Genomic DNA, 23,980 nt, shown 5'->3' on the forward strand with positions numbered 1-23,980 from the left:
GAACCGGCGGCGCGGCGGGAAGCGCGGCCGGTGGCGCAGCCGGCCGGGGGGCGGCGGGTGCGGGTGGGCGGCGAGCGTGACCTCACCCGCGAGCGCATCGTGGCGACGGCCGTCCGGGTGGCCGACGAGGAGGGGCTGGCGGCGCTGTCGATGCGCCGAGTCGCGACCGAACTCGGTGTCGCGACGATGTCGCTCTACCGTCATGTGCCCGGCAAGGACGAGCTGTTGCGGTTCATGATGGACGTGGTGTTCCGCGAGCAGCCGCTGCCCGAGCCGCCGGCGTCGGACTGGCGGGAGGGACTGGAGACGATCGCGCGGCTGCAGTGGCGGATCTACCGGCGGCATCCGTGGCTGGCCTCCACGATGTCCTTCACCCGGCCGGTGCCGGCGCCGGACGCGGCGCTGCACACCGAGCGGTCGATGGCCGTCCTGGTGGGGCGGGGACTGAGCTGGGAGGAGATGGCCCAGACGTCCGTCGCCCTGGCTGCGTTCGTGTGCGGGCTGGCCGTTCACTTCGAGCGGGAGGCGCAGGCCGAGCAGGACAGCGGGCTGTCCGCGGACGAGTGGATGGAGCGGGTGGGCGACGAGGACCACGAGCGGCTGATGGCGGATCCGGAGCGGTTCCCGATGTTCGACGCGCTGAACCGGGGGCCGGAGATCGACCTGAGCCTGGAGGCGCTGTTCGAGTTCGGGATGGCGCGGATGCTGGACGGGGTCGGTCTGGTGATCGAGCGGCGGGGCGGCGCGGACGGGTGACGGCGAACAGATGACAGGTAGCAGATTTCAGATTTCAGCGAACGAAATCTGAAATCTGTTACCTGTCATTTGTCATCTGTTCGCCGCGCCGCCGCCGCAGTCGCCCCCCGCCCGGCTCAGCCGAACGGGCGGCTCTCCGGCGCGGCATCCGCCTCGTCCGCCGGCTCCGGTTCGGCGGTCGGCAGCTCCGGGATGCCCTCCATGCTGAAGGGGTTGAAGTCCGGCGGCGGGACCATCACCGGCGTGCCCTTGCCCGGAGCCGGCTCCTCCGCGTCCCCGCCCTGCTCCGAACCCTGCTCCGTCGCTTCAGCGGCGACGGGCGGAGCCTGGGCCGGGATGACGGGCGGGATCGAGGGCGGCGGGGGGACGGCAGGGCCCTGGGCCGGGAGAGTGGTGCCGAACGGATCGGCCTTCTGCTCGGCCGCGACCGTGGTGCCGAACGGGTCGGCGACCGGAGCGGCCCCGGCGGGCGGGGCCGCGGGCGCGTCACCAGGCACGTCCGGGATGCCCTCCATGGTGAAGGGGTTGAAGTCCGGCGGCGGGACCATCACCGGGGTGCCCTTCGGACCGTCCTCGGCACCGGGCGCCGCGTCGTTCCCGCCGGCGGCGGGGACCTCCGCGACCGGCGCGAAGGGGTTGAAGTCCGCGGGAGGCACCCGTACCGGCGTGCCGCGCAGGTGCACCGGCACCTCCTCCGGCTCCTCCTCGACGGCGGAAGCAGGAGCCTGTGCCGCAGTCGGTGCCTGAGACGGGACCGGCGCCGGCACGGCAGCCGCGGCGCTCGGGGCCGGTACTCCGTCCCAGCCGAACTGGATGCTCTTCAGCAGCTCCGCGAACGCCTCCGTGTACAGCTCCCAGTCCTCCGGCCGCGCCGTGGACAGCTGCGCGCACAGCACCGTCCCGCCGTCCGGCAGCGGTACGAAGGCCTGGACGGCCGAGGTGACCACCCAGCGCCGCTGCCCGTCGGCCGCCAGCGGTCCGGGCACCGGGACGGTGCGGCCCTCGACGAGGACGGCGGCCGGTCCGGCCGGCAGCAGGACGGTCCACACCTCGGCGTGCCGCCGGACGGTGGCCAGCTCGGTGGCGAGCGGGGTGATCGGCAACGGGTGCCGGGCGAGCGAGACGACCAGGGCGGCGTCCGAGGCGCGGTCGTCCAGCTCCAGGGCGCAGACGCCGGCGTACACGACGCCGGCGTCGCGGATCAGGTCGGCCAGGGTGGCGGAGATCACCGCGAAGTCGCGCCGCGGCTCCGGGCCGGTGGCGCTGAACAGCTCCTCGGCGACCTCGGCCAGTTGCCGGGCGAGTTCGTCGGCGGCCGCCACGGTGGCCGGGGCGGCACCGCCGTCCCGGCCCTGGTCGTCGGGCACCGGGGGCACCGCACGGGCGGAGACGCCGGGCGGACCGCCCGGGGAGGTCAGCGAGTGGAAACCGGGCGGTACGACCAGCCGGACCTCGGTGCCCGCACCGGTGGGCAGTTCGACCGGCTGCCGGGTCTGCTGCCCGGCCGCCAGTGCGGCCAGCGCGGGGGCGAACGGCGGGCGCAGCTTGGCGTCGGCGAACTCGCCGGTGACCGGCAGCTGGAACAGCGCGGCCGAGGTGGTGCCCCGGTCGGCGATGGCTCCGCGCACCGCGCCGCCGCCGTACCGGGTCTGGAGCGCGGCGACCACCCGGTCGGTGAGCCGCGCGCCGGTGCCCGGACGGGCGGTGCCCGCGGTGGTCACCGTGCCGAGCCGGTCGAGGGTGGTGTGCACCGGGCCGTTGGGGGCCAGCGGCAGGCCGAACAGTGCCTCGGCGGCGGGGTGTTCGACCGTCCGCAGGGCGCTCAGCGAGGCCGCCGGGTGGCGCGAGGTGTGCTCGTCGAAGAGGGCGTCGGTGAGGGTGCCGAGGGTCGCGCAGACCTGCTCCGCTGCGGCGAAGGGATTGGCCTCCACGCTGAACTGGACGTCCTGGGTCAACTGGTGAGCCCCCCGCTCTGCTCCGTCTACCGTCGGTGGTTCGGGTGGGACCGGGCCCGCCGCGGCGGCGCGCTGTCAGATCCCTGCTCATTCCTATCAGAGCCCACCGTCCTGACCGAACCGCAGGATGACCGGATGATCACTCGGGCGACCGCCGCCCGATGGCTTCGAGGACCGCTCCGACGGCCGCCGGGGCGACCGCGCCGGTCACTCGGCGGCGTCCTCGGCGGCCTGCGCGGATCCGTCGTCAGGGGTGCCGGCGGCGAGCGCGGTGACCGCCTCGACGATCCCCGGCACGGCGAACAGCCCCGCGAGGTCCCGCACCAGGCGTCCGGTCGGGCCGTCCGGGTGCTCGTCGGCGAAGAAGGAGGCCAGTTCGGCGGCGAGGGCCGGCTCGCGGGCGGCGATGAGGGTGAGCGCCGCGACGAACTCCTGCACCAGGTGCAGCTGGAGCTCCTCCAGCGGCACCGAGCGCTCGGCCAGCCACTCCAGCGAGGTGATCTCGGCGTTGGCGATCCAGGCCCGGACGGTCAGCCGCAGCCCGACGCTCGGCGCGGGGATGGCCAGGTGGGTCAGGATCTGCTCCTGCGCGGCCCGGCGCACCTCGTCGATCACCGCCGAGGTGCCCGCGCTGGCCGCCACCGAGCCGCCGCGCAGCAGCGCGGCGAAGCCCGGCCCGTGGCTCTGCACGAAGTCCAGGTAGCGGCCCATCACCCGGTACAGCCGCTCCGACAGGGGCCCCTCCATGGGCTCCTCGAACCGGGCCGACAGCTCCTGCCCGGCCCGCCGCAGCGACTCCTCGTACAGCGCCTGCTTGCCGGGGAAATAGTGGTACACCAGCGGCCGGGAGGCACCCGCGGCGGCGGCGATGTCGTCGATCGACACCTCCTCCGGCGGCCGTCGGCTGAACAGCTCCAGCGCCACCGCGATCAGCTGCTCCCGCCGCTCGTCCACGCTCAGTCGCCGCCGCGGCCGCTCGCCCGCCGCCCGGGCGGATGCGGAGGTCCGTGCTGCGCGGTCGGCCGTCGGTGACGGCGTACGGGAGGCCATGCGCGCCACCCTAGTTCGTCGACGGCCCTCCGGTGGAGCCAGGGGGCCTGCCCTCCCGCCCGCACTCCGCCCCCGGATCCCGAGGTCGTGGCGGCGCTATGCGGATCGGAGGTCCAGGTAACGGCGGTAGGCCTCGACGCCGTCGGGCACGAAGGAGTCGTGGGCGAGGCGGTCGGCGAGTTCGGTGGGGGTGAGCCAGGCGTGCCAGGCGACCTCGGACTCCTGGGGGGAGACCGGGCCGTCCCACTCGGCCTCGTACGTGTCGCACCACCAGGAGAGCCGGTCCTGTTCGAAGAGGAACTTGAACAGGGGGCGCGGGGTGATGCCGCTTACGCCGAGTTCCTCCTCGGCCTCGCGGACGGCGGCCTCGGCGTAGGTCTCGCCGGAGCCGACCACGCCGCCGACGAACATGTCGTACGCGCCGGGGGCGAACAGCTTGGTGTCGGTGCGGCGGTGGACGAAGATCCGCCCGGCCGGGTCGCGGACCAGGATGAAGACGCAGCGGTGGGTGAGCCCGCGCCGGTACACCTCGCCGCGCAGGGCGGTCCCGATCACGCGGTCGTGCTCGTCGACGATGTCCAGCAGTTCCTCGGCAGGGTTGGTCATGGGGGACAGGTTAGGGTTTCCGGGCTCGGTTCGAACGGATTCGATCGAAGAAGATCGAGAACGAGCGTGAGTGGCACGAGAAGTAGCGGAACTGGTCGAGGACGGCGCGCGGTGGTGGAGATCTGGGGCGAGACGGCCGAGGGGTTCGAGCCCGTACGGGCGGCTTTCGCGCGGAACTTCGCCGACTACGGCGAGCTCGGCGCGGCCTTCGCCCTGTACGTGCGCGGCCGCAAGGTGGTCGACCTGTGGGGCGGCGACGCCCGGCCGGAGGTCGGCGGCCGACCGGCGCCCGCGGTGCCGTGGACGGCGGACACCGCGCAGGTGCTGCGCTCGGTCACCAAGGGCCTGACCGCGACCACCGCCCTGCTGCTGGCCGAGCGCGGCCTGCTCGACCTGGACGCACCGGCGGCCTCGTACTGGCCGGAGTTCGCGGCGGCCGGCAAGGGCCGGGTACCGGTGCGCTGGCTGCTCTCGCACCAGGCCGGGGTGCCCGCGCTGGACGCGCCGCTGAGGCTGGAGGACGTGCTCACCTGGGAGCGCGCGGCCGCCGCCGTCGCCGCGCAGACACCCGCCTGGGAACCCGGCACCGCGCACGGCTACCACCCGTACACCTTCGGCTGGCTGGTCGGCGAGGTGGTGCGGCGGGTGAGCGGCCGGACGATCGGCCAGTACTTCGCCGAGGAGGTCGCCCGGCCGCTCGGACTGGACCTGTGGATCGGGCTGCCGGCCGGTGCCGCGCCCCGGGTCGGCAAGCTGGTCGACCTGCCCGCCCCGGAGGCGGCCCGGACCGGCCCGAGCGGGCTGCGGCTGCGGCCCAAGCAGGCCGTCCGGGACGCCTACCAGGACCCGGCCTCGCTGACCGCCCGCTCCTTCGCCTCGGTGCGCCCCGGGGTGGACCTCAACGACCCGGCGGTGCAGGCCGCCGAGATCCCCGGCGCCGGCGGCATCGGCACCGCCCGGTCGCTGGCCCGGTTCTACGCGGCGCTGATCGGTGCGGCCGACCGCCCGGACGGCTCCGGCGCGCTGCTGCCGCCGCTGCTCGGCCCCGAGGTGCTGGCGCGCGCGGTCGAGCCGGTGGTCAGCGGGCCGGACCGGGTGCTGATCGTCAACTCCACCTTCGGCCTGGGCTTCTGGCGGCACGGCCCGACCGCGCCGATGGCCTCCCCGGCGAGCTTCGGCCACCCGGGCCGGGGCGGTTCGCTGGGCTTCGCCGACCCCGACCTGGGGCTGGGCTTCGGCTACGTCACCAACGGCATGCAGCCGGGCGTCACCGGGGACGTCCGCTCGCGGAACCTGATCCGCGCGGTGCGGGGGTGCCTGGGGCTGTCCTGAGCCCGGGGCCGCCGTGCCCGGCCGGGCCGCTGCGGCCGTCTCGCCGAGCCAGTGCGGCTCGCCGAGCCCGGCCGTCCGGTTACGCCCGGCCGTCCGGTTACGCCTGGCCGGTCTCGAAGCGGCTGACCTTCCCACCGTCCACGGTGAAGCGCCAGGCGGTGCGCATCTCGCCCCAGGTGTCGTTGGTGAAGTTGGCGACCAGCGCGCGGCCGCCGTCGGATTCGGTCTGGACGTCCATCCGGCCGTGGGCGGTGAAGATCTCGCTGTCGATCCAGTCCGTCAGGTTCCGGTCGGAGCCGTCGTCGGACATGGTCGCGCCGTCGGTGAGCAGTCCGACGAAGGCCTCGCGGTCGCCCGCGTTGATCGCGGTGACGACGGCGCGGACGACGGGGTCGCTGAGCTTGGCGGTGGCGATGGTCACGGGGGACTCCCGGGGAGGGTGAGGGGTTCGGGAGTCCTGTCTACGGCGTTCGCGCGGGCCGTCCGGGCATGTCGGCGGCGCGTCGGGAAAATGCCGGGGATTCATGTGCTTGGATCCCCGGAAGCGATGATTCGCCCCGGAGCCCGCCACGGGGAGTGGCGATGGAGCGGGAGGCCGCAGTGGGCCTCCCGCTCCGCTTCCGTCGAGGGGCCGGTGACTTCCGGCGGCCTCGGTGACCTCCGGAGGCGTCGGTGGCCTCCGAAGGGCCTAGAAGAAGCCGACCGCGTCGGGGGAGTAGCTGACCAGCAGGTTCTTGGTCTGCTGGTAGTGCTCCAGCAGCGCCTTGTGGTTCTCCCGCCCGATGCCGGAGTTCTTGTAGCCGCCGAAGGCCGCGTGGGCCGGGTAGGCGTGGTAGCAGTTCGTCCAGACCCGGCCCGCCTGGATGGCGCGTCCGGCCCGGTGGGCGGTGTTGAGGCTGCGGGTCCAGACGCCCGCGCCGAGCCCGTACTGGGTGTCGTTGGCGAGGGCGACGGCCTGGTCGAAGCCGTCGAAGCGGGTGACCGAGACGACCGGTCCGAAGATCTCCTCCTGGAAGACCCGCATCGAGTTGTCGCCCTCGAAGACCGTCGGTGCCACGTAGTACCCGCCGGCGAGCGCGCCGCCGAGGTCGGCCCGCTCGCCGCCCACCAGCACCTTGGCGCCCTCGGCCTGGCCGATCTCGAAGTAGGACAGGATCTTCTTCAGCTGCTCGACGCTGGCCTGGGCGCCGACCTGGGTCTCGGTGTCCAGTGGGTCGCCCTGGCGCATCGCCCGCACCCGGTCCAGGCCGTCGGCGAGCAGCCGTTCGTAGATCGCGGAGTCGATCAGCGCGCGGCTGGGGCAGGTGCAGACCTCGCCCTGGTTGAGGGCGAACATCGCGAAGCCCTCGACGGCCTTGTCGTAGAAGGCGTCCGAGGCGGCCGCGACGTCCGCGAAGAACAGGTTGGGGCTCTTGCCGCCCAGCTCCAGCGTGACCGGGATCAGGTTGTCGGCCGCCGAGCGGGCGATCAGCCGGCCGGTGGTGGTCTCTCCGGTGAAGGCGAGCTTGCGGACCCGGTTGCTGGCGGCGAGCGGGGCGCCGGCCTCCTCGCCGAAGCCGGTGACGATGTTGACCACGCCGGGCGGCAGCAGGTCCGCGGTCAGCTCGGCGAGCAGCAGCACCGAGGCCGGGGTCTGCTCGGCGGGCTTGAGCACCACCGCGTTGCCGGCCGCGAGCGCCGGGGCGAGCTTCCAGATCGCCATCAGGATCGGGAAGTTCCACGGGATGATCTGGCCGACCACGCCCAGCGGCTCGTGGAAGTGGTACGCGACGGTGTCCTCGTCCAGCTGGGAGAGGCTGCCCTCCTGGGCGCGCAGCGCACCGGCGAAGTAGCGCAGGTGGTCGACGGCGAGCGGGAGGTCGGCGGCCAGCGTCTCGCGCACCGGTTTGCCGTTCTCCCAGCTCTCCGCGACGGCCAGCTGCTCCAGGTTGGCCTCCATCCGGTCGGCGATCCGCAGCAGGACCTGCGCCCGCTCGGCGGCCGGGGTGCGGCCCCAGGAGGGGGCGGCGGCGTGGGCCGCGTCCAGGGCGGCCTCGACGTCCTCGGCGGTGCCGCGGGCGACCTCGGTGAACACCTCGCCGGTGACCGGGGTCGGGTTGCCGAAGTACTCGCCGCGCACGGGCGGCGTCCATCCGCCGCCGATCCAGTGCTCGTACCGGGAGCGGTAGGCGACGATGCTGCCGGGGGTGCCGGGGGGCTGGTAGACCGTCATGCTCGGTCTCTCCTCGCTGTGTCGGGCGCCGCCCGGCACGGCTCGGGCTACGGGCGGCGCGCCGGAGCGCCCGTTCAGGGGCGGTCCGGCGGAGGGTTCGGACACGCAATCGGGCCGGCGCCCCACCGGGGCGCCCGCCGTCGAGCACGATAGCCGTCGGGCGCCCGGCGCGGCTACGGTCCGTACGCCGGACCCGTACGGAGGGTGCGCCTTCCGGTCGTTCTCGCGGTGCTCCGCAGTGTCAGGGATCGGGTCACTTCCGGGCTTCCGGGTGCCACGGATCGGCGCACCGCGGGGCACCCGGAAGTGATCCGACCCGGAGCACGGGGGCTGTCCGGATCGGATCACCGCGGGGTAGGCGTCGCGGTCGCGCCCCGGCGACGTGCTGCCGCGCGCCGACGTACGCCGGCCGGCCCGCTCCCGCGGGGTGCCGCTGCACGCTGCCGCGTGACCAGGGGCGACACTCCCGGGGGCGCACGCCCGTCGGACGGCTCCGGGCACGCGCCGGTCAGACCGGTTGGTACCGGCCCGTACGGGCCTCCCAGCTGAGGTAGCCGGCCAGCCAGGTGAGCAGCCCGTCCGCGTACCTCTGGGCGATCGTGCGTTCGATCCGGGAGAGGCCCAACTCGCTGTGGACGCCCGGCAGTCGGTCGCGCAGCTCGGCACAGCGGTCGACCATCAGCTGGGCCTCGGTGATGACCGCCGCGCAGGCCTCCTCGGCCGAGCAGCGCCGCTCCCGCTGGACGATCATGACCAGGTTGTTCACGTCCCCGCGCGGCGCCTCCAGCGGGTAGGAGCGGACGTCGTTGCTGAGCGACGGTATGTCGGCTGCCAGCTGTCGCAGTTGACGCAGCACCGGGTGGTGCAGGACGGCGGCCGGGACCTCGAACTGCCCCAGGCGTTCGACCATGTCGAAGATGGTCTCCATCGCCGCGGTGCCCCGTCGGAGCTCCAGGTAGCCGTCCCGGTCCGGCGGCCGGGTGGAGATCCGGCCGGCCGCCTCGGCCGGGTGGCTGGCCAGGTAGTACTCCCAGTTGTAGGCCGCGCGGGCCTGCCAGCGGGCCGGCATGCCCTGCACGCTGCGGTTCCACAGGTCGGCGAAGGCGGTCTCGACCGCGGAGTCCTGGTCGGGGCGGGCGCCGTGCAGGACGGCGATCAGCCGTTCGCAGATCGGGGCCACCTCGGCGGGGCGGCGGCCGAGCGGGCCGTCGAACTGGTCGTCGAAGAGGAAGTAGAAGCCCATCAGGTCGGCGGCCAGGGCGAGTTCGTCCGGACCGGCGTCCGGATAGCCGAGCGCGGCGAGGTCCACCACCTCCCAGTGCGCGTAGCCGGGGTGGTCGACGTCGGGCAGGAGGGGGTGGCGGATCAGCCATTCTCTGTGCAGTGCGGTGGCGTGCCGGCCGTGCGAACTTCGGCGGTGCGGGAACGGAATCTGAAGTGAGGTGTCGTCAGACATCGGACTCCCGGTGCAGCGGATGGTGGGGGCGCTTTTTGTTCGAGCACTGATGGTGGGGGGAGTTGACGCGGCGAGACGCGGACGGTGAGGGTGGAATTCGCAAGATCATCTGCGCCTCGAAGGCCGTAGGGTATCTGATGTAATGATTGGATGTTAGGGATATAGGGCAATTGCCTCTGGCAAGTCGCCCGAACCCTCACCGTCCGCCCCAGCCTGCACGAATGCCCCACGGGGAGGTCCGCTCGGCGCTAACCTCGGCTCCACGCAGTGATGGAGCTGTGACGCGAGTGGGCGAGGCGGAGGCGCGACGGTGACCGAGCAGGAGAACGTACTTCGGGCGGGCGCTGGTTCCGCCCGCGACGGTGACGGTACCGCGCCCCGGGTCCGGCTGCGCGACCGAGATGCCGAACTGCGCTCGGTGGAGGCCGCCGTGGACCGGCTCTGCCGCGGATTCGCCGCCGGCGGTACCGAGATCGGTGACCTGCTCGCCTTCTCCGGCCGTCCCGGCATCGGCAAGACCAGCCTGCTGCACGAGGTCCGGCGAATCGCCAAGCTCCGCGACGGCGCCACCGTGCTGTTCGCCCGAGGCGGCGAACGGCAGTTCAAGGAGCCCTACCACGTACTTCGCCAGCTGCTCCAGCCCGTGCTCAGCGACCTGCAGCCGGATGTGTTCAGCCAGGTCATGGGTACCTGGGAGGAGGTCGTCGGACCGGCCATGGGCCTCAAGCAGCCCAAGGCCGGCGCCCGCCGCCTCGACCCGCAGGGCGTGCGCGACGGCCTCGACTACGTCCTCACCCAGCTCGCGCCGCGCCGCGCGCCGATGGTGATGATCGTCGATGACCTGCACTGGGCGGATGGGGAGTCACTCTCCTGGCTGACCAAGTTCGCCGTCCGATCGAGTGAACTTCCCGTCCTGCTCGTCTTCGCCTTCCGAGAGGACGAGAACGACTGGCCCAGCGGGACCCAGGACTTCCGCCGGGACGTCCTCGCGCTCAAGGGCCGCAAGCACGAGCTCAATCGGCTCACCCTCAGCTCCGTCACCGACATGATCCGGGCCGAGCTCGGAGACAAGGCCGAGGACGCCTTCTGCTACGAGTTCTGGAACGTCGTCAACGGCAACCCGTTCGAGGCCAACGCCCTGCTCGACCAGGTCCGCGACCAGGAACTCGAACCGGTCGAGGAGAACTCCCGGCAGCCGCGCGAACTCGCCGTCGACGCCACCGGGATGACCCTCAAGAGCTGGCTGGACCGGCTCGGCGCGAGCACCCTGCGCTTCGCCTGGGCCTGCGCGATGCTGGGAACCGACATCCGGGTCGACCTCGCCACCCGGATCTCCACCCAGAGCACCGAGGGCGCCCGCGAGTCCATCAAGCAGCTGCGCAAGCAGCGCGTGCTGACCCAGACCCCCAACGGGAACCTGGAGTTCGTCCACCCGTTGATCGCCAGCTCCATCTACAACACCATGCCGGACGCCACCCGCCTCGGCATGCACGGCATCGCCGCCGCCGAGATCGAGAACGCCGGACTCGGTCTGCTCGCCGCCTCCCGCCACCTGGTCGAGACCCACTCCGGCGAGGGCGACGACCGGATCGTCAAGAAGCTGCGCCGCGCCGCCGTCGAACACCAGCTGATCGGCGCCCCCGAGGCCGCCCAGCGCTGCCTGCACCGCGCGCTCAACGAGCCGCCCGCCGACGAGATCAAGGCCGAGGTGCTGTACGAACTCGGCTGCTCCGCACTGCTCACCGACCCCGTCGCCACCGTCAACCAGCTCAAGCTGGCCCTCGACCCCGACGAGGTGCCGCTGCGCCCCGCCCTGCGCGTGGACGCCACCTTCCGGCTCTCCGAGGTGCTCGCCCACGCCGGTGAGCTGGGCCAGGCCGCCGTGGTCTGCCAGAAGGAGGCCCAGAAGACCACCGACCCGGCCGGACGCCAGCGGCTCCAGGCCGCCTCGTTCATGTGGCACGCCTTCCGCAAGTCCGAGGAGGACGGCCCGGGCCGCTCCGTCCGGCTCGGCGAGATGTGCCGGAGCCTGAGCGGGCGGGAGGCGGCCGACCGGGCCGTGCTCGCGATGCGCGCCTGGGACCTCACCCTGCGGGGCGCCCCCTCCACCGACGCGCTCGCGCTCGCCGACGAGGTCCTCGACGGTGGTCGGCTGCCCAAGGGCCTCGGCTGGACCGACACCACCTGGGGCTTCGAACTGCCCTCGATGCTCGGCCTGACGTACATCTACAACGACCGCATCGCCCAGGCCGAGCGGCTGGCCGCGGACGCCATCATCCAGTTCGAGATCGCCGGTTGGAGCGGAGCCCACCGGGGCTTCGCCTACTTCCTGATGGGCCTGGCCCGGTTCCGCCGCGGGCTGCTCGCCGAGGCCGAGGACTTCCTGCGCCGGGCGTACCGCATCTCCGAGCGAATCGGCGAGAAGCTGCCGCTGGCCTGGGACGCCATCGGCGTGCTGGTCGACACCCTGATCGCCCGCGGCCGGGTCGAGGAGGCCTGGAACCTGGCCAACGACTTCGGCTTCCACCCGCCGTACCACGCGACGGCCATGGTGCTGCCGGACGCGGCCTCGCTGTACGGCAAGCTGCTGGTCGCCAAGGACCGGTACGCGGGCGCGGCCGCCGCGCTCACCGAGGCGGGCGCCCAGTTGGAGGTCCGCGGCTGGCACAACACGGTCTGGGCGCCCTGGGCCGGCCACCTCGCCATCGCGATCGCGGACGACGAGCCCGAGCGCGCCCGCGACTACGCCCAGAAGGCGGTCTCGGACGCACGTACGTTCGGCACCGCCTCGGCGATCGGCAGCGCGCTGCGCCTGCAGGCCCGGATCGAGGACGGCCAGGCGGCGGTCGAGCTGCTGGAGGACGCCGTGGCGTACCTCGGGCAGTCTCCGGCCGGCTACGAGCACGCGGTCGCGCTGGTCGACCTCGGCGCCGCGCTGCGCCGGGTCGGGCGGCTGGAGGACGCCCAGGAGTACCTGTACCAGGGCATCGAGCTGGCTCAGCACTGCTCCGCGGAGGGGCTGGTCGACCGGGCCCGGCGGGAGCTCGCCAACTACGGCCTGCGGCCCAACCGGCTGGGGCTGCGGGACTTCCGGGACACCCTGGAGACGCTCAGCAGCGCGGAGTGGGAGGTCGCCAAGCGGGCCGTGCAGGGCGTGCCGCCGCAGCGGATCGCCGACGAGCTCGGGGTGCCGATCGGCCTGGTCAACCGTCGGCTGGCGGCGGTCTACCGCAAGGCGGGCAGCGGGCCGGACGGCCTGGCCTCGGCGCTCGGGCTGCCGCAGCAGCAGCGGGACGCGGGCCGGCTGGAGGACCTGGACGACTAGGCGCGGCCGGGGCCGATGCCGGGCGCAGCGTCAGGCACCCGGTGGTCGGGTCCGGCACCCGGGGGTCGGGTCGGGCGCCTGGCGGTGCAGGGCGTCCGGCGGTGGGCGGCGGCGCGTAGGGCGGCGTGTGGGATCGTGGAAGCGCCCCTGCGGCCGCCCCCGTCGCTAGGCTGACGGACACGGGGCTGCCGCGGCGACCCCTCGACGGACCCGGAACCGGGCGCCCGCGGTGCGACGCGGCCGCCAGTGAGGAGCAGGCCAATGGCGAGCGAGGCCACCAGCGTGCGGCAGGAACCCCTGGATCCCTCGGGCGCCGGCGCCGCGATCGAGCGTTGGACGCTCACGGCAGGCCCGTACGAGGCGAGCGTGCTCACCCTCGGCGCGACCCTGCACACCCTGAGCGCGCCGGACCGCTCCGGCCGCTCCGCCCAATTGCTGCTGGCCACCGACCGGTTGCCCGAGATCCTCGGCCCGGCCCGGCACTACGGCACGGTGGTGGGCCGGTATGCCAACCGGATCGACCGCTCGTCGGTGTCCATCGACGGCGAGGAGTACCAGCTCGCCCCGACCGGCGGTGGCATGACCCTCCACGGCGGTCCGGACGGCTTCGCGCACCGGATGTGGGCGGCCGAGCCGGTCGCGGGCGGGGTGCGGCTGGCGCTGCACAGCCCGCACGGGGACCAGGGCTTCCCGGGCGCGCTGGACGTCACCGTCACGTACACCCTGGACGCCTCCGGCGAGCTGGTGATCGCCTACCGGGCCGTCACCAACAGGCCGACCGTCGTCAACCTGACCAACCACGCATACTTCAACCTTTCGGGCGAAGGCAGCGGCGACGTCCTCGGTCACCTGCTGACGCTGGACGCCGACGAGTACACCCCGGCCGACGAGCGGCAGATCCCGTACGGCCGGACCGAGCCGGTGGCCGACACGCCGTTCGACTTCAGGGTGGCCACGCCGATCGGCAAGTCGGTGCACGACGAGCACCCCCAGCTGACCGGGCCCGGCGGCTACGACCACAACTGGGTGCTGCGCGCCCGGCCGGCGGACGGCAGCCCGGCGCGGGCCGCGCTGCTGGAGGACCCGGTCAGCGGCCGCACCCTGGAGGTGCTGACCACCGAGCCGGGCATCCAGGTCTACACCGCGAACAAGTTCCAGGGCGCGGTCACCGGCGCGAGCGGCGTCCCGTACGGACCGTTCGCCGGGATCGCGCTGGAGACCCAGCACTTCCCGGACTCCCCGCACCACCCGGCGTTCCCCAGCACGGAGCTGCGGCCGGGGGAGGAGTTCCGCTCGACGACCGTGCTCCGGCTGGGGGCCGATCGCTAGGACCGGTCGGTGGGGCGGCTGGTAGCAGGGGCGGGCCTACGGCCGCAGGTCCCGGCGCATGCAGAGCCGTGGCCAGCGGTCCAGGCCGTGCTCGGCCTCCTTTCGGCGGATCTCGCGCAGGCCCGGGGTGAGTTCCTCCCCGGCCAGCGGGCGGAAGCCGCAGCGGGCGTAGTAGGGGGCGTTCCAGGGGACCTCGGCGAAGGTGGTGAGGGTGAGCGCGGGGGCGTCGGTGCTCTCGGCGAGGTGTTCGATCAGCGCCCGGCCGACGCCGCGGCGGGCGTGGTCGGGGTGGACGGAGACCTGCTCGATGTGCAGCGCGCCGTCCACCGGCTCGGCCAGCAGGTAGGCGGCGACGGTTCCGTCGGAGGCCTCGGCGACCAGGGCCACGCCCTGCTCCAGGTAGTGCGCCAGTTCCTCCGGCGCCGGGGGTTCGTCCTCGGCGATCTCCTGCATGCCGATCGCGGTGAAGGGTGCGCCGGCGGCCCGCTCCAGCTCGGCGAGGAGTGGAAGTTCGTCCCTGGTGACGGATCTGATTCGCATGCGGCCAGTCTGCTGCAGTCCGATTTCGGCCATGCACGGTGGTTTCGTCGGCCAGCTCGCGGAGGGGCGAATCGGATGAACCGGGGCAATCTGCGCCACCGCCAGCTACCGTGCGGCAACGTCCAGGACACGCGGGCGTAACGATCGCCGTTTCTTGCAGAAACTTGCTGCAAGGACTTTCCGTCGATCTTGCGCCGCTGTTAACTTCCTTCCCGAGCCCGACGGCAGCAACGGTGCGGTCGGCACGAGGCAGACATTATGCGCCTGTCTCCGAACATCTCGGGCACCCCCACCCTCCCAAGGAGTTCTCATGCGGCGTGGCATCGCGGCCTCTGCCCTCGTTGTGGCCCTCGCGGTCTCGATGGCTGCCTGTGGCAGCAGCGGCTCCAGCTCCGACGGCAAGGCCGACGGGCCGGTCACCCTCACGTACTGGGACACGTCGAACGCCACCAACGAGGCGCCGAACTACCAGGAGCTCGTCAAGAAGTTCGAGGCTGCGAACCCGAACATCAAGGTCGACTTCGTCAACGTGCCGTTCGACCAGGCGCAGAACAAGCTCCAGACGGCCATGGGGGCCAAGGGCGCTCCGGATGTCTTCCGCTCCGAGGTCGGCTGGACCGCCGCCTTCGCCAAGGCCGGTTACCTGGAGCCGCTGGACGGCACCCCGGCCGCCGCCGACACCTCCGCCTTCCAGCCGAGCCTGATCCAGCAGGCCAAGTACGAGGGCAAGCTGTACGGCGTGCCGCTGGTGACCGACACCCTCGGCCTGCTCTACAACAAGGAGCTGTTCACCAAGGCCGGCATCACCGAGGCGCCGAAGACCTGGGACGAGCTGAAGGCCGACGCCGCCGCCGTCAAGGAGAAGGCCGGCGTGGACGGCTTCTGGCTGAAGGCCGCGGACGGCTACTACGCGATGCCGTTCCTGTTCGGCGAGGGCACCGACACCGTCGACGCCGCCGGCAAGAAGATCACCGTCTCCTCGCCGGAGGCCGCCAAGGCCATCGAGACGTACAAGACGATGTTCACCTCGCCCGGCACCGCCAAGGCCGACGTCACCACCGACGCCTACGCGCACATGATGGACGCCTTCAACAGCGGCAAGGTCGCGGCGATCATCCAGGGCCCCTGGGAGATCACCAACATCTACAAGGGCTCGGCCTTCGCCGACAAGAACAACCTCGGCATCGCGGCCGTCCCCGGCGGCTCCGCGGGCAAGGCCGGTGCCCCCACTGGTGGCCACAACATCTCCGTCTACGCCGGTGCCGACAAGGCCCACAAGGCCGCCGCCGAGAAGTTCGCCGCCTTCATGACCTCGGCCGAGAGCCAGGCGTTCATCGCGCAGAAGAACTCCACCCTGCCCACCCGCTCCGACGCCTTCACCGCCGACGTCAAGGCCGACCCGGGAATCGCCGGCTTCCAGGCCGTGCTGAGCAGCGCCAAGCCGCGCCCCGAACTGCCCGAGTACAGCTCGCTGTTCGCCTCGCTCGGTACCAACCTGGGCAAGGCCGTCCAGGGCACGAGCACCCAGGACGCGCTGAACACCGTCTCCACCGACTACGCCAAGCTCCTGCCGGGCTTCGCCAAGTAGTCCCTGTGCCCGGCCCGCCGGCTGACGGATGGCAGCTGACGAGCGGCGGCGAACAGATGGCAGCGAACGGATAACAGAGAACAGATTTCATCATCTGTCAGTCGTCAGTTGTTCGCGGTCTGCTGTTCATTGCCGGCCGTCACCTGTCGTCCCCCGGTGGGCCGGGCCGTCGGCTCCCCCGAGAATTCCCCCCGAGAAGGTGCAAACGATGTCAGTCGCCGTGCAGGGCGCCACCGGCAAGGGCAGCCGGGAGCGCGAGCAGCGTCCGGGCCTGCTGGAACGCGTCAAGCGCTCCTACGCCAAGCACTGGTACGCCTACGCGATGATCGCCCCGGTCGTACTGGTGCTCGGTGTGCTGGTGCTCTACCCGCTCGCCGAGGGCATCTGGCTCACCCTCACCGACGCCAACAGCCTCAACGTGGCCCGCAAGATCGGCGTCAACGAGATCCCGGCGAGCTACAAGTTCGTCGGCTTCCACAACTACGCCGACATCCTGTGGGGCCCCGGCTCGTACGACCGCTTCTGGTCGCACTTCGTCTGGACCATCGCCTGGACGGCGATCTGCGTCTTCCTGCACTACACCCTCGGCCTCGGCCTCGCGCTGCTGCTCAACCAGAAACTGCGCGGCCGCGCCGCCTACCGGTTGCTGCTCATCCTGCCCTGGGCCGTACCGACCTTCGTCACCGTCTTCTCCTGGCGCCTGATGCTCGCCGACGGCGGCGTCGTCAACGGCATCCTCTCCTTCCTGCACCTGCCCGAGCCGGGCTGGCTCACCGATCCGTGGGCGCAGAAGACGGCCGCGATCATGGTGAACACCTGGGCCGGCGTGCCGTTCATGATGATCTCGCTGCTCGGCGGCCTCCAGTCGATCCCGGCCGAGCTGTACGAGGCCGCCGAGATGGACGGTGCCACCGCCTGGCAGCGCTTCCGGTTCGTCACCCTGCCCGGGCTGCGCTCCGTCTCCTCCACGGTCGTGCTGCTCGGCGTGATCTGGACGTTCAACCAGTTCAACGTCATCTTCCTGCTGTTCGGCACCGGCGCCCCCGACGCCCAGCTGCTGGTCACCTGGGCGTACCGGCTCGGCTTCGGCCAGATTCCCCGGGACTACGCGCAGTCCGCCGCCTACGGCGTGATCCTGCTGTCCATCCTGATCGTCTTCACCGCCTTCTACCGGCGCTGGCTCGCCCGCAACGAGCAGGCCAACGGCTGAGGCCCCGGACCCAGTTGACCCACGAAGGCAGGTAACCCCGATGAGCACCACCACCGAACGCCCGGCCCCGGCGGCGACCGAGGCCCCGGCCGCCCGGCCCGCCAAGGTCCGCCGCCGCGGCGAGCGCAGCCCGCTGGCCCGGGCGCTGTCCCACGGCACCCTGATCCTGGCCGGCCTGATCGCGCTGTTCCCGGTCGCGTGGATCCTGTTCGTCTCGCTCGGCCCGGACAAGACCGACTACCTCCACCCCGGCGAGATCCTCGGCAAGCTGACGCTGTCGAACTACCAGCACGTGCTGTCCGACACCGACTTCTTCACCTGGTTCGGCAACGCCCTGCTGGTCTCCGGCATTACCACCGTGTTCGGCGTGCTGCTCGCCGCCACCACCGGCTACGCCGTCTCCCGGATGAAGTTCCCCGGGCACAAGCCGCTGATGTGGTCGCTGCTGGTCACCCAGATGTTCCCGATCGCGGTGCTGATCGTGCCGATGTACACGATGCTCTCCGAGCTCGGCCTGCTGGACAGCTACACCGGTCTGATCCTGGTCTACTCGACCACCACCGTGCCGTACTGCGCCTGGCTGCTGAAGGGCTACTTCGACACCATCCCGGTGGAGATCGACGAGGCCGGCCGGGTCGACGGGCTCAGCCCGTTCGGCACCTTCTGGCGGCTGGTGCTGCCGCTCGCCCGCCCGGGCCTGGCGGTGGCGGCCTTCTACTCCTTCCTCACCTACTGGGCCGAGGTGCCGTTCGCCTCCACCTTCATGCTCAGCTCCGACAAGTACACGTTGGCCGTGGGCCTCCAGACCTTCGTCAGCGAGCACGACGCCCAGTGGAACCTGATGGCCGCGACCGCGGTGCTGATCGCGATCCCGTCCGCGGCCTTCTTCTACCTGGTGCAGCGCCACCTGGTCACCGGCCTGACCGCCGGTGCCTCCAAGTCGTAACGCGCCGCCACGTCGTCACGCGCCTCCACGTCCCAGCGCCTTCCGCTCCTCTAGTCCCCAAGGGATACCGTCCATGACCCAGAACCTGGCCGACACCTCCCGGCCTGCCGCCGACACCGCTCACGAGGCGAACGTCAGCGCGTCCAGAGGCTGGTGGCGGGACGCGGTCATCTACCAGGTGTACCCGCGCAGTTTCGCCGACTCCAACGGCGACGGCATGGGTGACCTGCCCGGCATCCGCAGCCGTCTGCCCTACCTGCGCGACCTCGGCGTGGACGCGGTCTGGCTCTCGCCGTTCTACGCCTCGCCGCAGGCGGACGCCGGCTACGACGTCGCCGACTACCGCGCCGTGGACCCGATGTTCGGCACCCTGCTGGACGCCGACGCCCTCATCCGGGACGCCCACGACCTGGGCCTGCGGATCATCGTCGACCTCGTCCCCAACCACTCCTCGGACCAGCACGAGTGGTTCCAGCGCGCCCTGCGCGAGGGCCCCGGCTCCCCGCTGCGCGACCGCTACCACTTCCGCCCCGGCAAGGGCGAGCAGGGCGAACTGCCGCCCAACGACTGGGAGTCCATCTTCGGCGGCCCGGCCTGGACCCGCGCCGAGAACCCGGACGGCACCCCCGGCGACTGGTACCTGCACCTGTTCGCCCCGGAGCAGCCCGACTTCAACTGGGAGAACCCGGCGGTCGCCGACGAGTTCCGCTCGATCCTGCGGTTCTGGCTCGACATGGGCGTGGACGGCTTCCGCATCGACGTCGCCCACGGCCTGGTCAAGGCCCCCGGCCTGCCCGACCTCGGCGGCGCCGACCAGCTCAAGCTGCTCGGCAACGACGTCATGCCGTTCTTCGACCAGGACGGCGTGCACGAGATCTACCGCAGCTGGCGCAAGATCCTCGACGAGTACCCGGGGCAGCGGATCGGCGTCGCCGAGGCCTGGACCCCGACCGTCCAGCGCACCGCCAACTACGTCCGTCCCGACGAGCTGCACCAGGCCTTCAACTTCCAGTACCTGGGCACCGATTGGGACGCCACCGCGCTGCGCGAGGTGATCGACCTCTCACTCGACTCGATGCGCCCGGTCGACGCCCCCACCACCTGGGTGCTGTCCAACCACGACGTCACCCGGCACGCCACCCGGTTCGCCAACGAGCCCGGCCTCGGCACCCAGATCCGCACTCCCGGCGACCGCGAACTCGGCCTGCGCCGCGCCCGCGCCGCCACCCTGCTGATGCTCGCGCTGCCCGGCTCGGCGTACGTCTACCAGGGCGAGGAGCTCGGCCTGCCGGACGTCACCGACCTGCCCGACGAGGTCCGCCAGGACCCGTCCTTCTTCCGCCAGGCCGGCCAGGACGGCTACCGCGACGGCTGCCGCGTCCCGATCCCGTGGTCCGGCACCGAGGCCCCGTACGGCTTCGGACCGGTGGCCGGCGGGCCGTCCTGGCTGCCGCAGCCGACCGAGTGGGCCGAGCTGAGCGTCGAGGCGCAGACCGGCGACCCGACGTCCACCCTGGAGCTCTACCGCAGCGCGCTGGCCGTCCGCCGGGCGCAGTCCGACCTCGGCGCCGGCACCGGCGTCGAGTGGCTGGAGAGCCCCGAGGGCACCCTGGCTTTCCGTCGCGGCGCCTTCGTCTGCACCGTGAACACCACCGGCGAGCCGGTGCGGATCGCGGCCCCGGGCACGCTGTTGCTGGCCTCGGCGGACCTCGTGGTGGACGGTGGCGAGACGGTGCTGGCTCCGAACAGCACCGGCTGGTGGGCGGTCTGACGTGGTTGGAATAGGCTCTGGGACCGTGACTACGGCGCGACTCTCAGACATCGCGGCGCAGGCGGGGGTCAGTGAAGCCACCGTCTCCCGCGTGCTCAACGGCAAGGCGAACGTTTCCGCCGCCACCCGGCAGACCGTGCTGGCGGCGCTCGACGTGCTCGGGTACGAGCGGCCGACCCGCCTTCGCCAGCGCAGCGCCGGGCTGATCGGACTGATCACGCCGGAGCTGAGCAACCCGATCTTCCCCGCGCTGGCCCAGGTGATCGAGCAGGTGCTCAGCCGGCACGGCTACACCCCGGTGCTGTGCACCCAGACGCCGGGCGGGTCCACCGAGGACGAACTGGTGGAGATGCTGGTGGACCGGGGAGTGGCGGGCATCGTCTTCGTCTCCGGGTTGCACGCCGACAGCACCGCCGACCACGACCGCTACGCCCGGCTGGCCGGGCGCGGGGTGCCGTTCGTGCTGATCAACGGCTACAGCGAGAAGATCGACGCGCCGTTCATCTCGCCGGACGACCGGGCCGCGATGTGGATGGCCGTCCAGCACCTGGCCGAACTCGGGCACGAGCGGATCGGGCTGGCCGTCGGTCAGCGCCGGTACGTGCCGGTGCTGCGCAAGATCGAGGGCTTCACGGCGGCGATGTGCGAGGTGCTCGGACGCACCCGGGAGGAGGCCGAGAACCTCGTCCACCACACGCTGTTCAGCGTGGAGGGCGGGCACGCGGCGGCCGGCGCGCTGCTCGACAAGGGCTGCACGGCGATCGTCTGCGGGAGCGACATGATGGCGCTCGGGGCGATCCGGGCGGTGCGGCAGCGCGGGCTGTCGGTGCCGCAGGACGTGTCGGTGGTCGGCTTCGACGACTCGCCGCTGATCGCCTTCACCGAGCCGCCGTTGACCACGATCCGCCAGCCGGTCGAGGCGATGGCCACGGCGGCGGTGGACGCGCTGCTGGAGGAGGTCGGCGGAAACGCGGCCCAGCGCGGTGAGTTCATGTTCCAGCCGGAGCTGGTGATGCGCGGGTCCACCGGGGCCTGCGCGCGCTGAGCCCCGGCCGCCACGGTCGAACGAACGGGCCCCGGAGGGCGGTTGCTCTCCGGGGCCCGTTCGGCGTGCGCGCGGTCGGCCGTCGCGGGCCCTCAGGCGGTCAGCCCTGCTGGGTGGTGGGGCGGTCGACGGTCGGACGGTGTCCGTCGGCGGCCTCGCCGGTACGGGTCTCGGTGCGGCGGCCGCGGGCCAGGTAGTCGCGCAGGACCAGTTCGACGGCGTCCTGGGGGTTCTTGGTACCGGAGAGCATCATCGCGTCGATCGCGAGGTTCGCGTCGAGGGTGACGGTGACCTGGGCCATGTGACTCCTCCTCGGGTGCAGAGCAGCAGCATGCCCGTTGGGGCGGGGATCCACCACGGGATATGGCGGAACCGCCGGAGGGGGACTCCGGAACCGTCGGCGGGAACGCCGGAACCCCCGGAGAGGAGCGACCAGACTCTCCCCGGGGGTGGTGGGTGGTCAGCGTGCGGATGACGACCGGCGGGTAACAGGCGACAGATGACAGATGTTGAAATCTGTTATCTGTTCTTCGTTATCCGTCGGCTGTCACTGGTTGCCCGCCCGCCGTTGCGCCGTCCTCAGACCCGGCCGGCGAAGTCCGGGGCCCAGTTGGCGATGCTCTGCTCACGGACGCCCGAGCTCGGGTTTGCGGCCTCGACGTACTTGCCGTTGCCGACGTAGATCGCGACGTGGTAGACGCCGGAGTCCTTGCCGTTGTTGGACCAGAAGAGCAGGTCGCCAGGCTGGAGGCTGTCCAGCGAGACGTGGGTGCTGGCGGCGGCCTGGTCGGCGGCGACGCGCGGGATGGAGATGCCCGCGGCGCGCAGTGCGGCCTGGGTCAGACCGGAGCAGTCCCAGCCGCCGTTGCCGGTGCCGCCGTAGACGTACGCCTGACCGACCTTCGACTCGGCGAAGGAGATCGCGGCGGCCATGCCGCCGGTGGCGGCGGGGGCCTGGGTCTGCGGAGCGGGCTTGGCGGCCGGCTTGGCGGCCGGGGCCTGCGCCTGGGTCTGCGCGGTCGGCCGGGCGTTCACCGCACCTCCGTTCGCGGACTGACCGGACTTCTGCGAGCGGTCGAACCAGGTGAAGTCCGAGCCGGCGGTGGAGGACTGGCCGGCCTGGCCGTTGCCGCCGAGGGACAGGTGCTGGCCCGGGTAGATGCTGTCCGGGCCCTCGGTCAGGGTGCCGCGGTTCAGCTCGTACAGCCGCTGCCAGCCGCCCTGCACGTTGTGCTGGTCGGCGATCGAGGACAGCCAGTCGCCCTCGACCACGGTGTAGTCCCCGCCCTGGACGGGCGCGGCGGGCGCGGCGGGCTTGGCGGCCGGGGTCTGGGGCTGCGCGGGCTTGGCGGCGGGCTTCGCGGCCGGAGCGGCCGGCTTGACGTTCTGCTGGACGGGCTTGGCGGCGGACGAACCGGCGGTGGAGCCCGCCGAGGTGTCGACCGAGGCGGCGGCGCCGCCCTTGGTGAGGCCCGCCTGGACGGAGCACACCGGCCAGGCGCCGGGGCCCTGCGAGGCGAGGACCTTCTCGGCGACGGCGATCTGCTGGTCCTTGGTGGCCAGGTCGGCGCGTGCCGCGTAGGTCGTGCCACCGAAGGCGGACCAGGTGCTGGAGGTGAACTGGAGGCCACCGTAGAAGCCGTTGCCGGTGTTGATGCTCCAGTTGCCGCCGCTCTCGCACTGGGCGACCTTGTCCCAGGTGGCGACGGAGGCGGCGGAGGCGGCGCCGGAGGTGAGGCAGGGGACGGTGAGGCCGACGCCCGCGACGCCGAGGGCGGCGATCACGCGGTGGGTGCGGCTGGACAGGCGAGTGCCGTTGGTGGGCAGCATGAAGACGCGGTCCTCTCCCACGCCTGCGAGGTGAGCTGTCGGATTCGGGCTGGAGTTGCCCGGCCGCGCGGTGGGCGCGGCTTCACCCCTAGCCCTGGACCGTTCCGGAGACCGGCCCGGGGCGACTTACCTGTGGGTCCCCCGCTCCTGCCGTGGTGCGTTTTCGCGCTGCCAGGACATCCGACGGCAGGACTCGGCGTTGCGGATGAACCGGGTTCGTGTGGTTACGAACGGGGAGCACGTTAATCAGACTTAAGTTCAAACTGCAAATGGCTGTGATGTACATCACGGTTTAGTCGAAACTGCCAAAATTGCAGGCAGTCATGATCGCAAATGATCATTTGTGCGCAACGCTATTGCGGGAATCCACAACTGGCTCCGCCTCAGGAAGGCCGTGACGGTGCGTCGAATTGCGGAGCGGCTTACTCGGACAGGTGGGGGAGCGGCCGCGATTCGCGCGCCTGGACGGGCGCCCCCTATTTCCTTTCAAATAGCACCAGAACGGACATTTCACTTCGTTGCCGTTCGGCTCCCGCACGGGACGCACGGGGCAAGAAGGGGAAAGCGAAGGGTCCGGAACGCAAGCCGTTCCGGACCCTTCGGTGCGCGCGAACCGGCGCGCGGTGTCGACTACTGCCCCGAGGCTCCCTCGGTGGCCGCGTGGGCGCCACGAGTGCCCTCCACGGCCCCCTCGGCCTCGGCGGCGGCCGCCGCCTCCGCCTCGGCCCGCGCCAGGTCCTCCGGGGACGGCGCGGGCAGTGCGGCCAGGTACGTGGAGGCGATCAGCTGGCCGACCGACGGGTACGCGCCCAGCGGCGCGGCCGACGGGCAGCCGGTCTCCTCGGCGGCGGTGGCGAGCAGCTCGGAGTCCGCCTCCGGGCCGATCACCAGCGGGGCCAGCGCCGGGCGCTGCGAGCCGGTGTCCTTGAGGTGGTTGACGGCCGCGGCCACCGAGCCGGGCACGTCGAGCGCGGCGGCGACGACCGGCACGGCCAGTCGGGCGGCCAGCAGCACACCGGTGATGCCGGC

At 72.2% G+C, this 23,980-nt stretch carries 18 protein-coding genes, 1 pseudogene and 1 riboswitch; of the genes and pseudogenes, 9 read left to right on the forward strand and 10 right to left on the reverse strand.

Going from position 1 to position 23,980, the window contains the following annotated elements:
• Positions 1 to 756 (forward strand): TetR/AcrR family transcriptional regulator (locus KS423_RS12285; RefSeq protein ID WP_224278272.1); only part of this gene is annotated, 756 nt, incomplete at its 5' end.
• Positions 757 to 872: 116 nt separating this feature from the next.
• On the opposite strand, the gene KS423_RS12290 is transcribed toward KS423_RS12285, so the two are convergent.
• From KS423_RS12290 to KS423_RS12300, 3 genes are all read right to left on the reverse strand, one after another.
• The gene (locus KS423_RS12290) at positions 873 to 2,711 is read right to left on the reverse strand and encodes a hypothetical protein (protein ID WP_224278274.1); all 1,839 of its coding nucleotides are present in this window, start codon (positions 2,709 to 2,711) and stop codon (positions 873 to 875) included.
• 207 nt (positions 2,712 to 2,918) lie between these two features.
• Entirely contained in the window at positions 2,919 to 3,761 is an 843-nt protein-coding gene (locus tag KS423_RS12295) for a TetR/AcrR family transcriptional regulator (protein ID WP_224278276.1), read from the reverse strand.
• 96 nt (positions 3,762 to 3,857) lie between these two features.
• Positions 3,858 to 4,367 (reverse strand): NUDIX hydrolase, encoded by a 510-nt coding sequence (locus tag KS423_RS12300; protein ID WP_224278278.1) that lies wholly within the window; start codon positions 4,365 to 4,367, stop codon positions 3,858 to 3,860.
• Between the two features lie 111 nt (positions 4,368 to 4,478).
• Between KS423_RS12300 and KS423_RS12305 the strand changes: the two genes are divergently transcribed.
• Positions 4,479 to 5,699 (forward strand): serine hydrolase domain-containing protein, encoded by a 1,221-nt coding sequence (locus KS423_RS12305; RefSeq protein WP_224278280.1) that lies wholly within the window; start codon positions 4,479 to 4,481, stop codon positions 5,697 to 5,699.
• A 97-nt stretch (positions 5,700 to 5,796) separates the two neighbouring features.
• Here KS423_RS12305 and KS423_RS12310 read toward each other — a convergent pair whose 3' ends face one another.
• From KS423_RS12310 to KS423_RS12320, 3 genes are all read right to left on the reverse strand, one after another.
• A complete protein-coding gene (locus tag KS423_RS12310; RefSeq protein ID WP_224278282.1) occupies positions 5,797 to 6,120 on the reverse strand; it encodes a nuclear transport factor 2 family protein in 324 nt (107 codons plus the stop codon).
• A 267-nt stretch (positions 6,121 to 6,387) separates the two neighbouring features.
• The gene (locus tag KS423_RS12315) at positions 6,388 to 7,911 is read right to left on the reverse strand and encodes an aldehyde dehydrogenase family protein (protein WP_224278284.1); all 1,524 of its coding nucleotides are present in this window, start codon (positions 7,909 to 7,911) and stop codon (positions 6,388 to 6,390) included.
• Between the two features lie 508 nt (positions 7,912 to 8,419).
• Positions 8,420 to 9,367, reverse strand: coding sequence for a terpene cyclase (locus KS423_RS12320; RefSeq protein WP_224278285.1), 948 nt, complete (start codon positions 9,365 to 9,367; stop codon positions 8,420 to 8,422).
• Positions 9,368 to 9,677: 310 nt separating this feature from the next.
• Between KS423_RS12320 and KS423_RS12325 the strand changes: the two genes are divergently transcribed.
• Both KS423_RS12325 and KS423_RS12330 read left to right on the forward strand, forming a co-directional pair.
• Positions 9,678 to 12,692: an AAA family ATPase gene (locus KS423_RS12325; RefSeq protein WP_224278287.1), complete on the forward strand. Its 3,015-nt coding sequence runs from the start codon at positions 9,678 to 9,680 to the stop codon at positions 12,690 to 12,692.
• A gap of 261 nt (positions 12,693 to 12,953) precedes the next feature.
• Positions 12,954 to 14,021: an aldose epimerase family protein gene (locus KS423_RS12330; protein WP_224278288.1), complete on the forward strand. Its 1,068-nt coding sequence runs from the start codon at positions 12,954 to 12,956 to the stop codon at positions 14,019 to 14,021.
• Between the two features lie 36 nt (positions 14,022 to 14,057).
• On the opposite strand, the gene KS423_RS12335 is transcribed toward KS423_RS12330, so the two are convergent.
• A complete protein-coding gene (locus KS423_RS12335) occupies positions 14,058 to 14,561 on the reverse strand; it encodes a GNAT family N-acetyltransferase (RefSeq protein WP_224278290.1) in 504 nt (167 codons plus the stop codon).
• Positions 14,562 to 14,871: 310 nt separating this feature from the next.
• Between KS423_RS12335 and KS423_RS12340 the strand changes: the two genes are divergently transcribed.
• The 5 genes from KS423_RS12340 to KS423_RS12360 all read left to right on the forward strand — a co-directional run bounded on the left by KS423_RS12340 (position 14,872) and on the right by KS423_RS12360 (position 21,121).
• Positions 14,872 to 16,149, forward strand: coding sequence for an extracellular solute-binding protein (locus tag KS423_RS12340; RefSeq protein WP_224278292.1), 1,278 nt, complete (start codon positions 14,872 to 14,874; stop codon positions 16,147 to 16,149).
• A gap of 208 nt (positions 16,150 to 16,357) precedes the next feature.
• Entirely contained in the window at positions 16,358 to 17,359 is a 1,002-nt protein-coding gene (locus tag KS423_RS12345; protein ID WP_224278293.1) for a carbohydrate ABC transporter permease, read from the forward strand.
• Between the two features lie 40 nt (positions 17,360 to 17,399).
• A complete protein-coding gene (locus KS423_RS12350; RefSeq protein WP_224278295.1) occupies positions 17,400 to 18,305 on the forward strand; it encodes a sugar ABC transporter permease in 906 nt (301 codons plus the stop codon).
• A gap of 73 nt (positions 18,306 to 18,378) precedes the next feature.
• Positions 18,379 to 20,076 (forward strand): alpha-amylase family glycosyl hydrolase, encoded by a 1,698-nt coding sequence (locus KS423_RS12355; protein ID WP_224278297.1) that lies wholly within the window; start codon positions 18,379 to 18,381, stop codon positions 20,074 to 20,076.
• A gap of 25 nt (positions 20,077 to 20,101) precedes the next feature.
• The gene (locus tag KS423_RS12360) at positions 20,102 to 21,121 is read left to right on the forward strand and encodes a LacI family DNA-binding transcriptional regulator (protein ID WP_224278299.1); all 1,020 of its coding nucleotides are present in this window, start codon (positions 20,102 to 20,104) and stop codon (positions 21,119 to 21,121) included.
• A 100-nt stretch (positions 21,122 to 21,221) separates the two neighbouring features.
• Here the strand turns inward: KS423_RS12360 and KS423_RS12365 are convergent, their stop codons facing one another.
• From KS423_RS12365 to KS423_RS12380, 3 genes and pseudogenes are all read right to left on the reverse strand, one after another.
• Positions 21,222 to 21,422 (reverse strand): type II toxin-antitoxin system VapB family antitoxin, encoded by a 201-nt coding sequence (locus tag KS423_RS12365; protein ID WP_224278301.1) that lies wholly within the window; start codon positions 21,420 to 21,422, stop codon positions 21,222 to 21,224.
• 278 nt (positions 21,423 to 21,700) lie between these two features.
• Complete coding sequence (locus KS423_RS47990) at positions 21,701 to 22,972, reverse strand: transglycosylase family protein (RefSeq protein WP_308020176.1); 1,272 nt, start codon at positions 22,970 to 22,972, stop codon at positions 21,701 to 21,703.
• A riboswitch (cyclic di-AMP (ydaO/yuaA leader) is annotated at positions 22,959 to 23,160 on the reverse strand. It overlaps the preceding gene by 14 nt.
• A 421-nt stretch (positions 23,161 to 23,581) precedes the next feature.
• Positions 23,582 to 23,980: pseudogene (locus KS423_RS12380) on the reverse strand (hypothetical protein); the annotation flags it as partial.

It is taken from the genome of Streptomyces sp. LS1784, assembly GCF_020103755.1.
Taxonomy (GTDB): Bacteria; Actinomycetota; Actinomycetes; order Streptomycetales; family Streptomycetaceae; genus Kitasatospora.

Excerpts from the sequence above, each read along its gene's own strand:
- KS423_RS12355 (WP_224278297.1), top strand. The coding sequence starts at position 18,379 with ATGACCCAGAACCTGGCCGACACCTCCCGGCCTGCCGCCGACACCGCT.
- KS423_RS12345 (WP_224278293.1), top strand. The coding sequence starts at position 16,358 with ATGTCAGTCGCCGTGCAGGGCGCCACCGGCAAGGGCAGCCGGGAGCGC.
- KS423_RS12315 (WP_224278284.1), bottom strand. The coding sequence starts at position 7,911 with ATGACGGTCTACCAGCCCCCCGGCACCCCCGGCAGCATCGTCGCCTAC.
- KS423_RS12350 (WP_224278295.1), top strand. The coding sequence starts at position 17,400 with ATGAGCACCACCACCGAACGCCCGGCCCCGGCGGCGACCGAGGCCCCG.
- KS423_RS12365 (WP_224278301.1), bottom strand. The coding sequence starts at position 21,422 with ATGGCCCAGGTCACCGTCACCCTCGACGCGAACCTCGCGATCGACGCG.
- KS423_RS12295 (WP_224278276.1), bottom strand. The coding sequence starts at position 3,761 with ATGGCCTCCCGTACGCCGTCACCGACGGCCGACCGCGCAGCACGGACC.
- KS423_RS12340 (WP_224278292.1), top strand. The coding sequence starts at position 14,872 with ATGCGGCGTGGCATCGCGGCCTCTGCCCTCGTTGTGGCCCTCGCGGTC.
- KS423_RS12320 (WP_224278285.1), bottom strand. The coding sequence starts at position 9,367 with ATGTCTGACGACACCTCACTTCAGATTCCGTTCCCGCACCGCCGAAGT.
- KS423_RS12330 (WP_224278288.1), top strand. The coding sequence starts at position 12,954 with ATGGCGAGCGAGGCCACCAGCGTGCGGCAGGAACCCCTGGATCCCTCG.
- KS423_RS12300 (WP_224278278.1), bottom strand. The coding sequence starts at position 4,367 with ATGACCAACCCTGCCGAGGAACTGCTGGACATCGTCGACGAGCACGAC.
- KS423_RS12335 (WP_224278290.1), bottom strand. The coding sequence starts at position 14,561 with ATGCGAATCAGATCCGTCACCAGGGACGAACTTCCACTCCTCGCCGAG.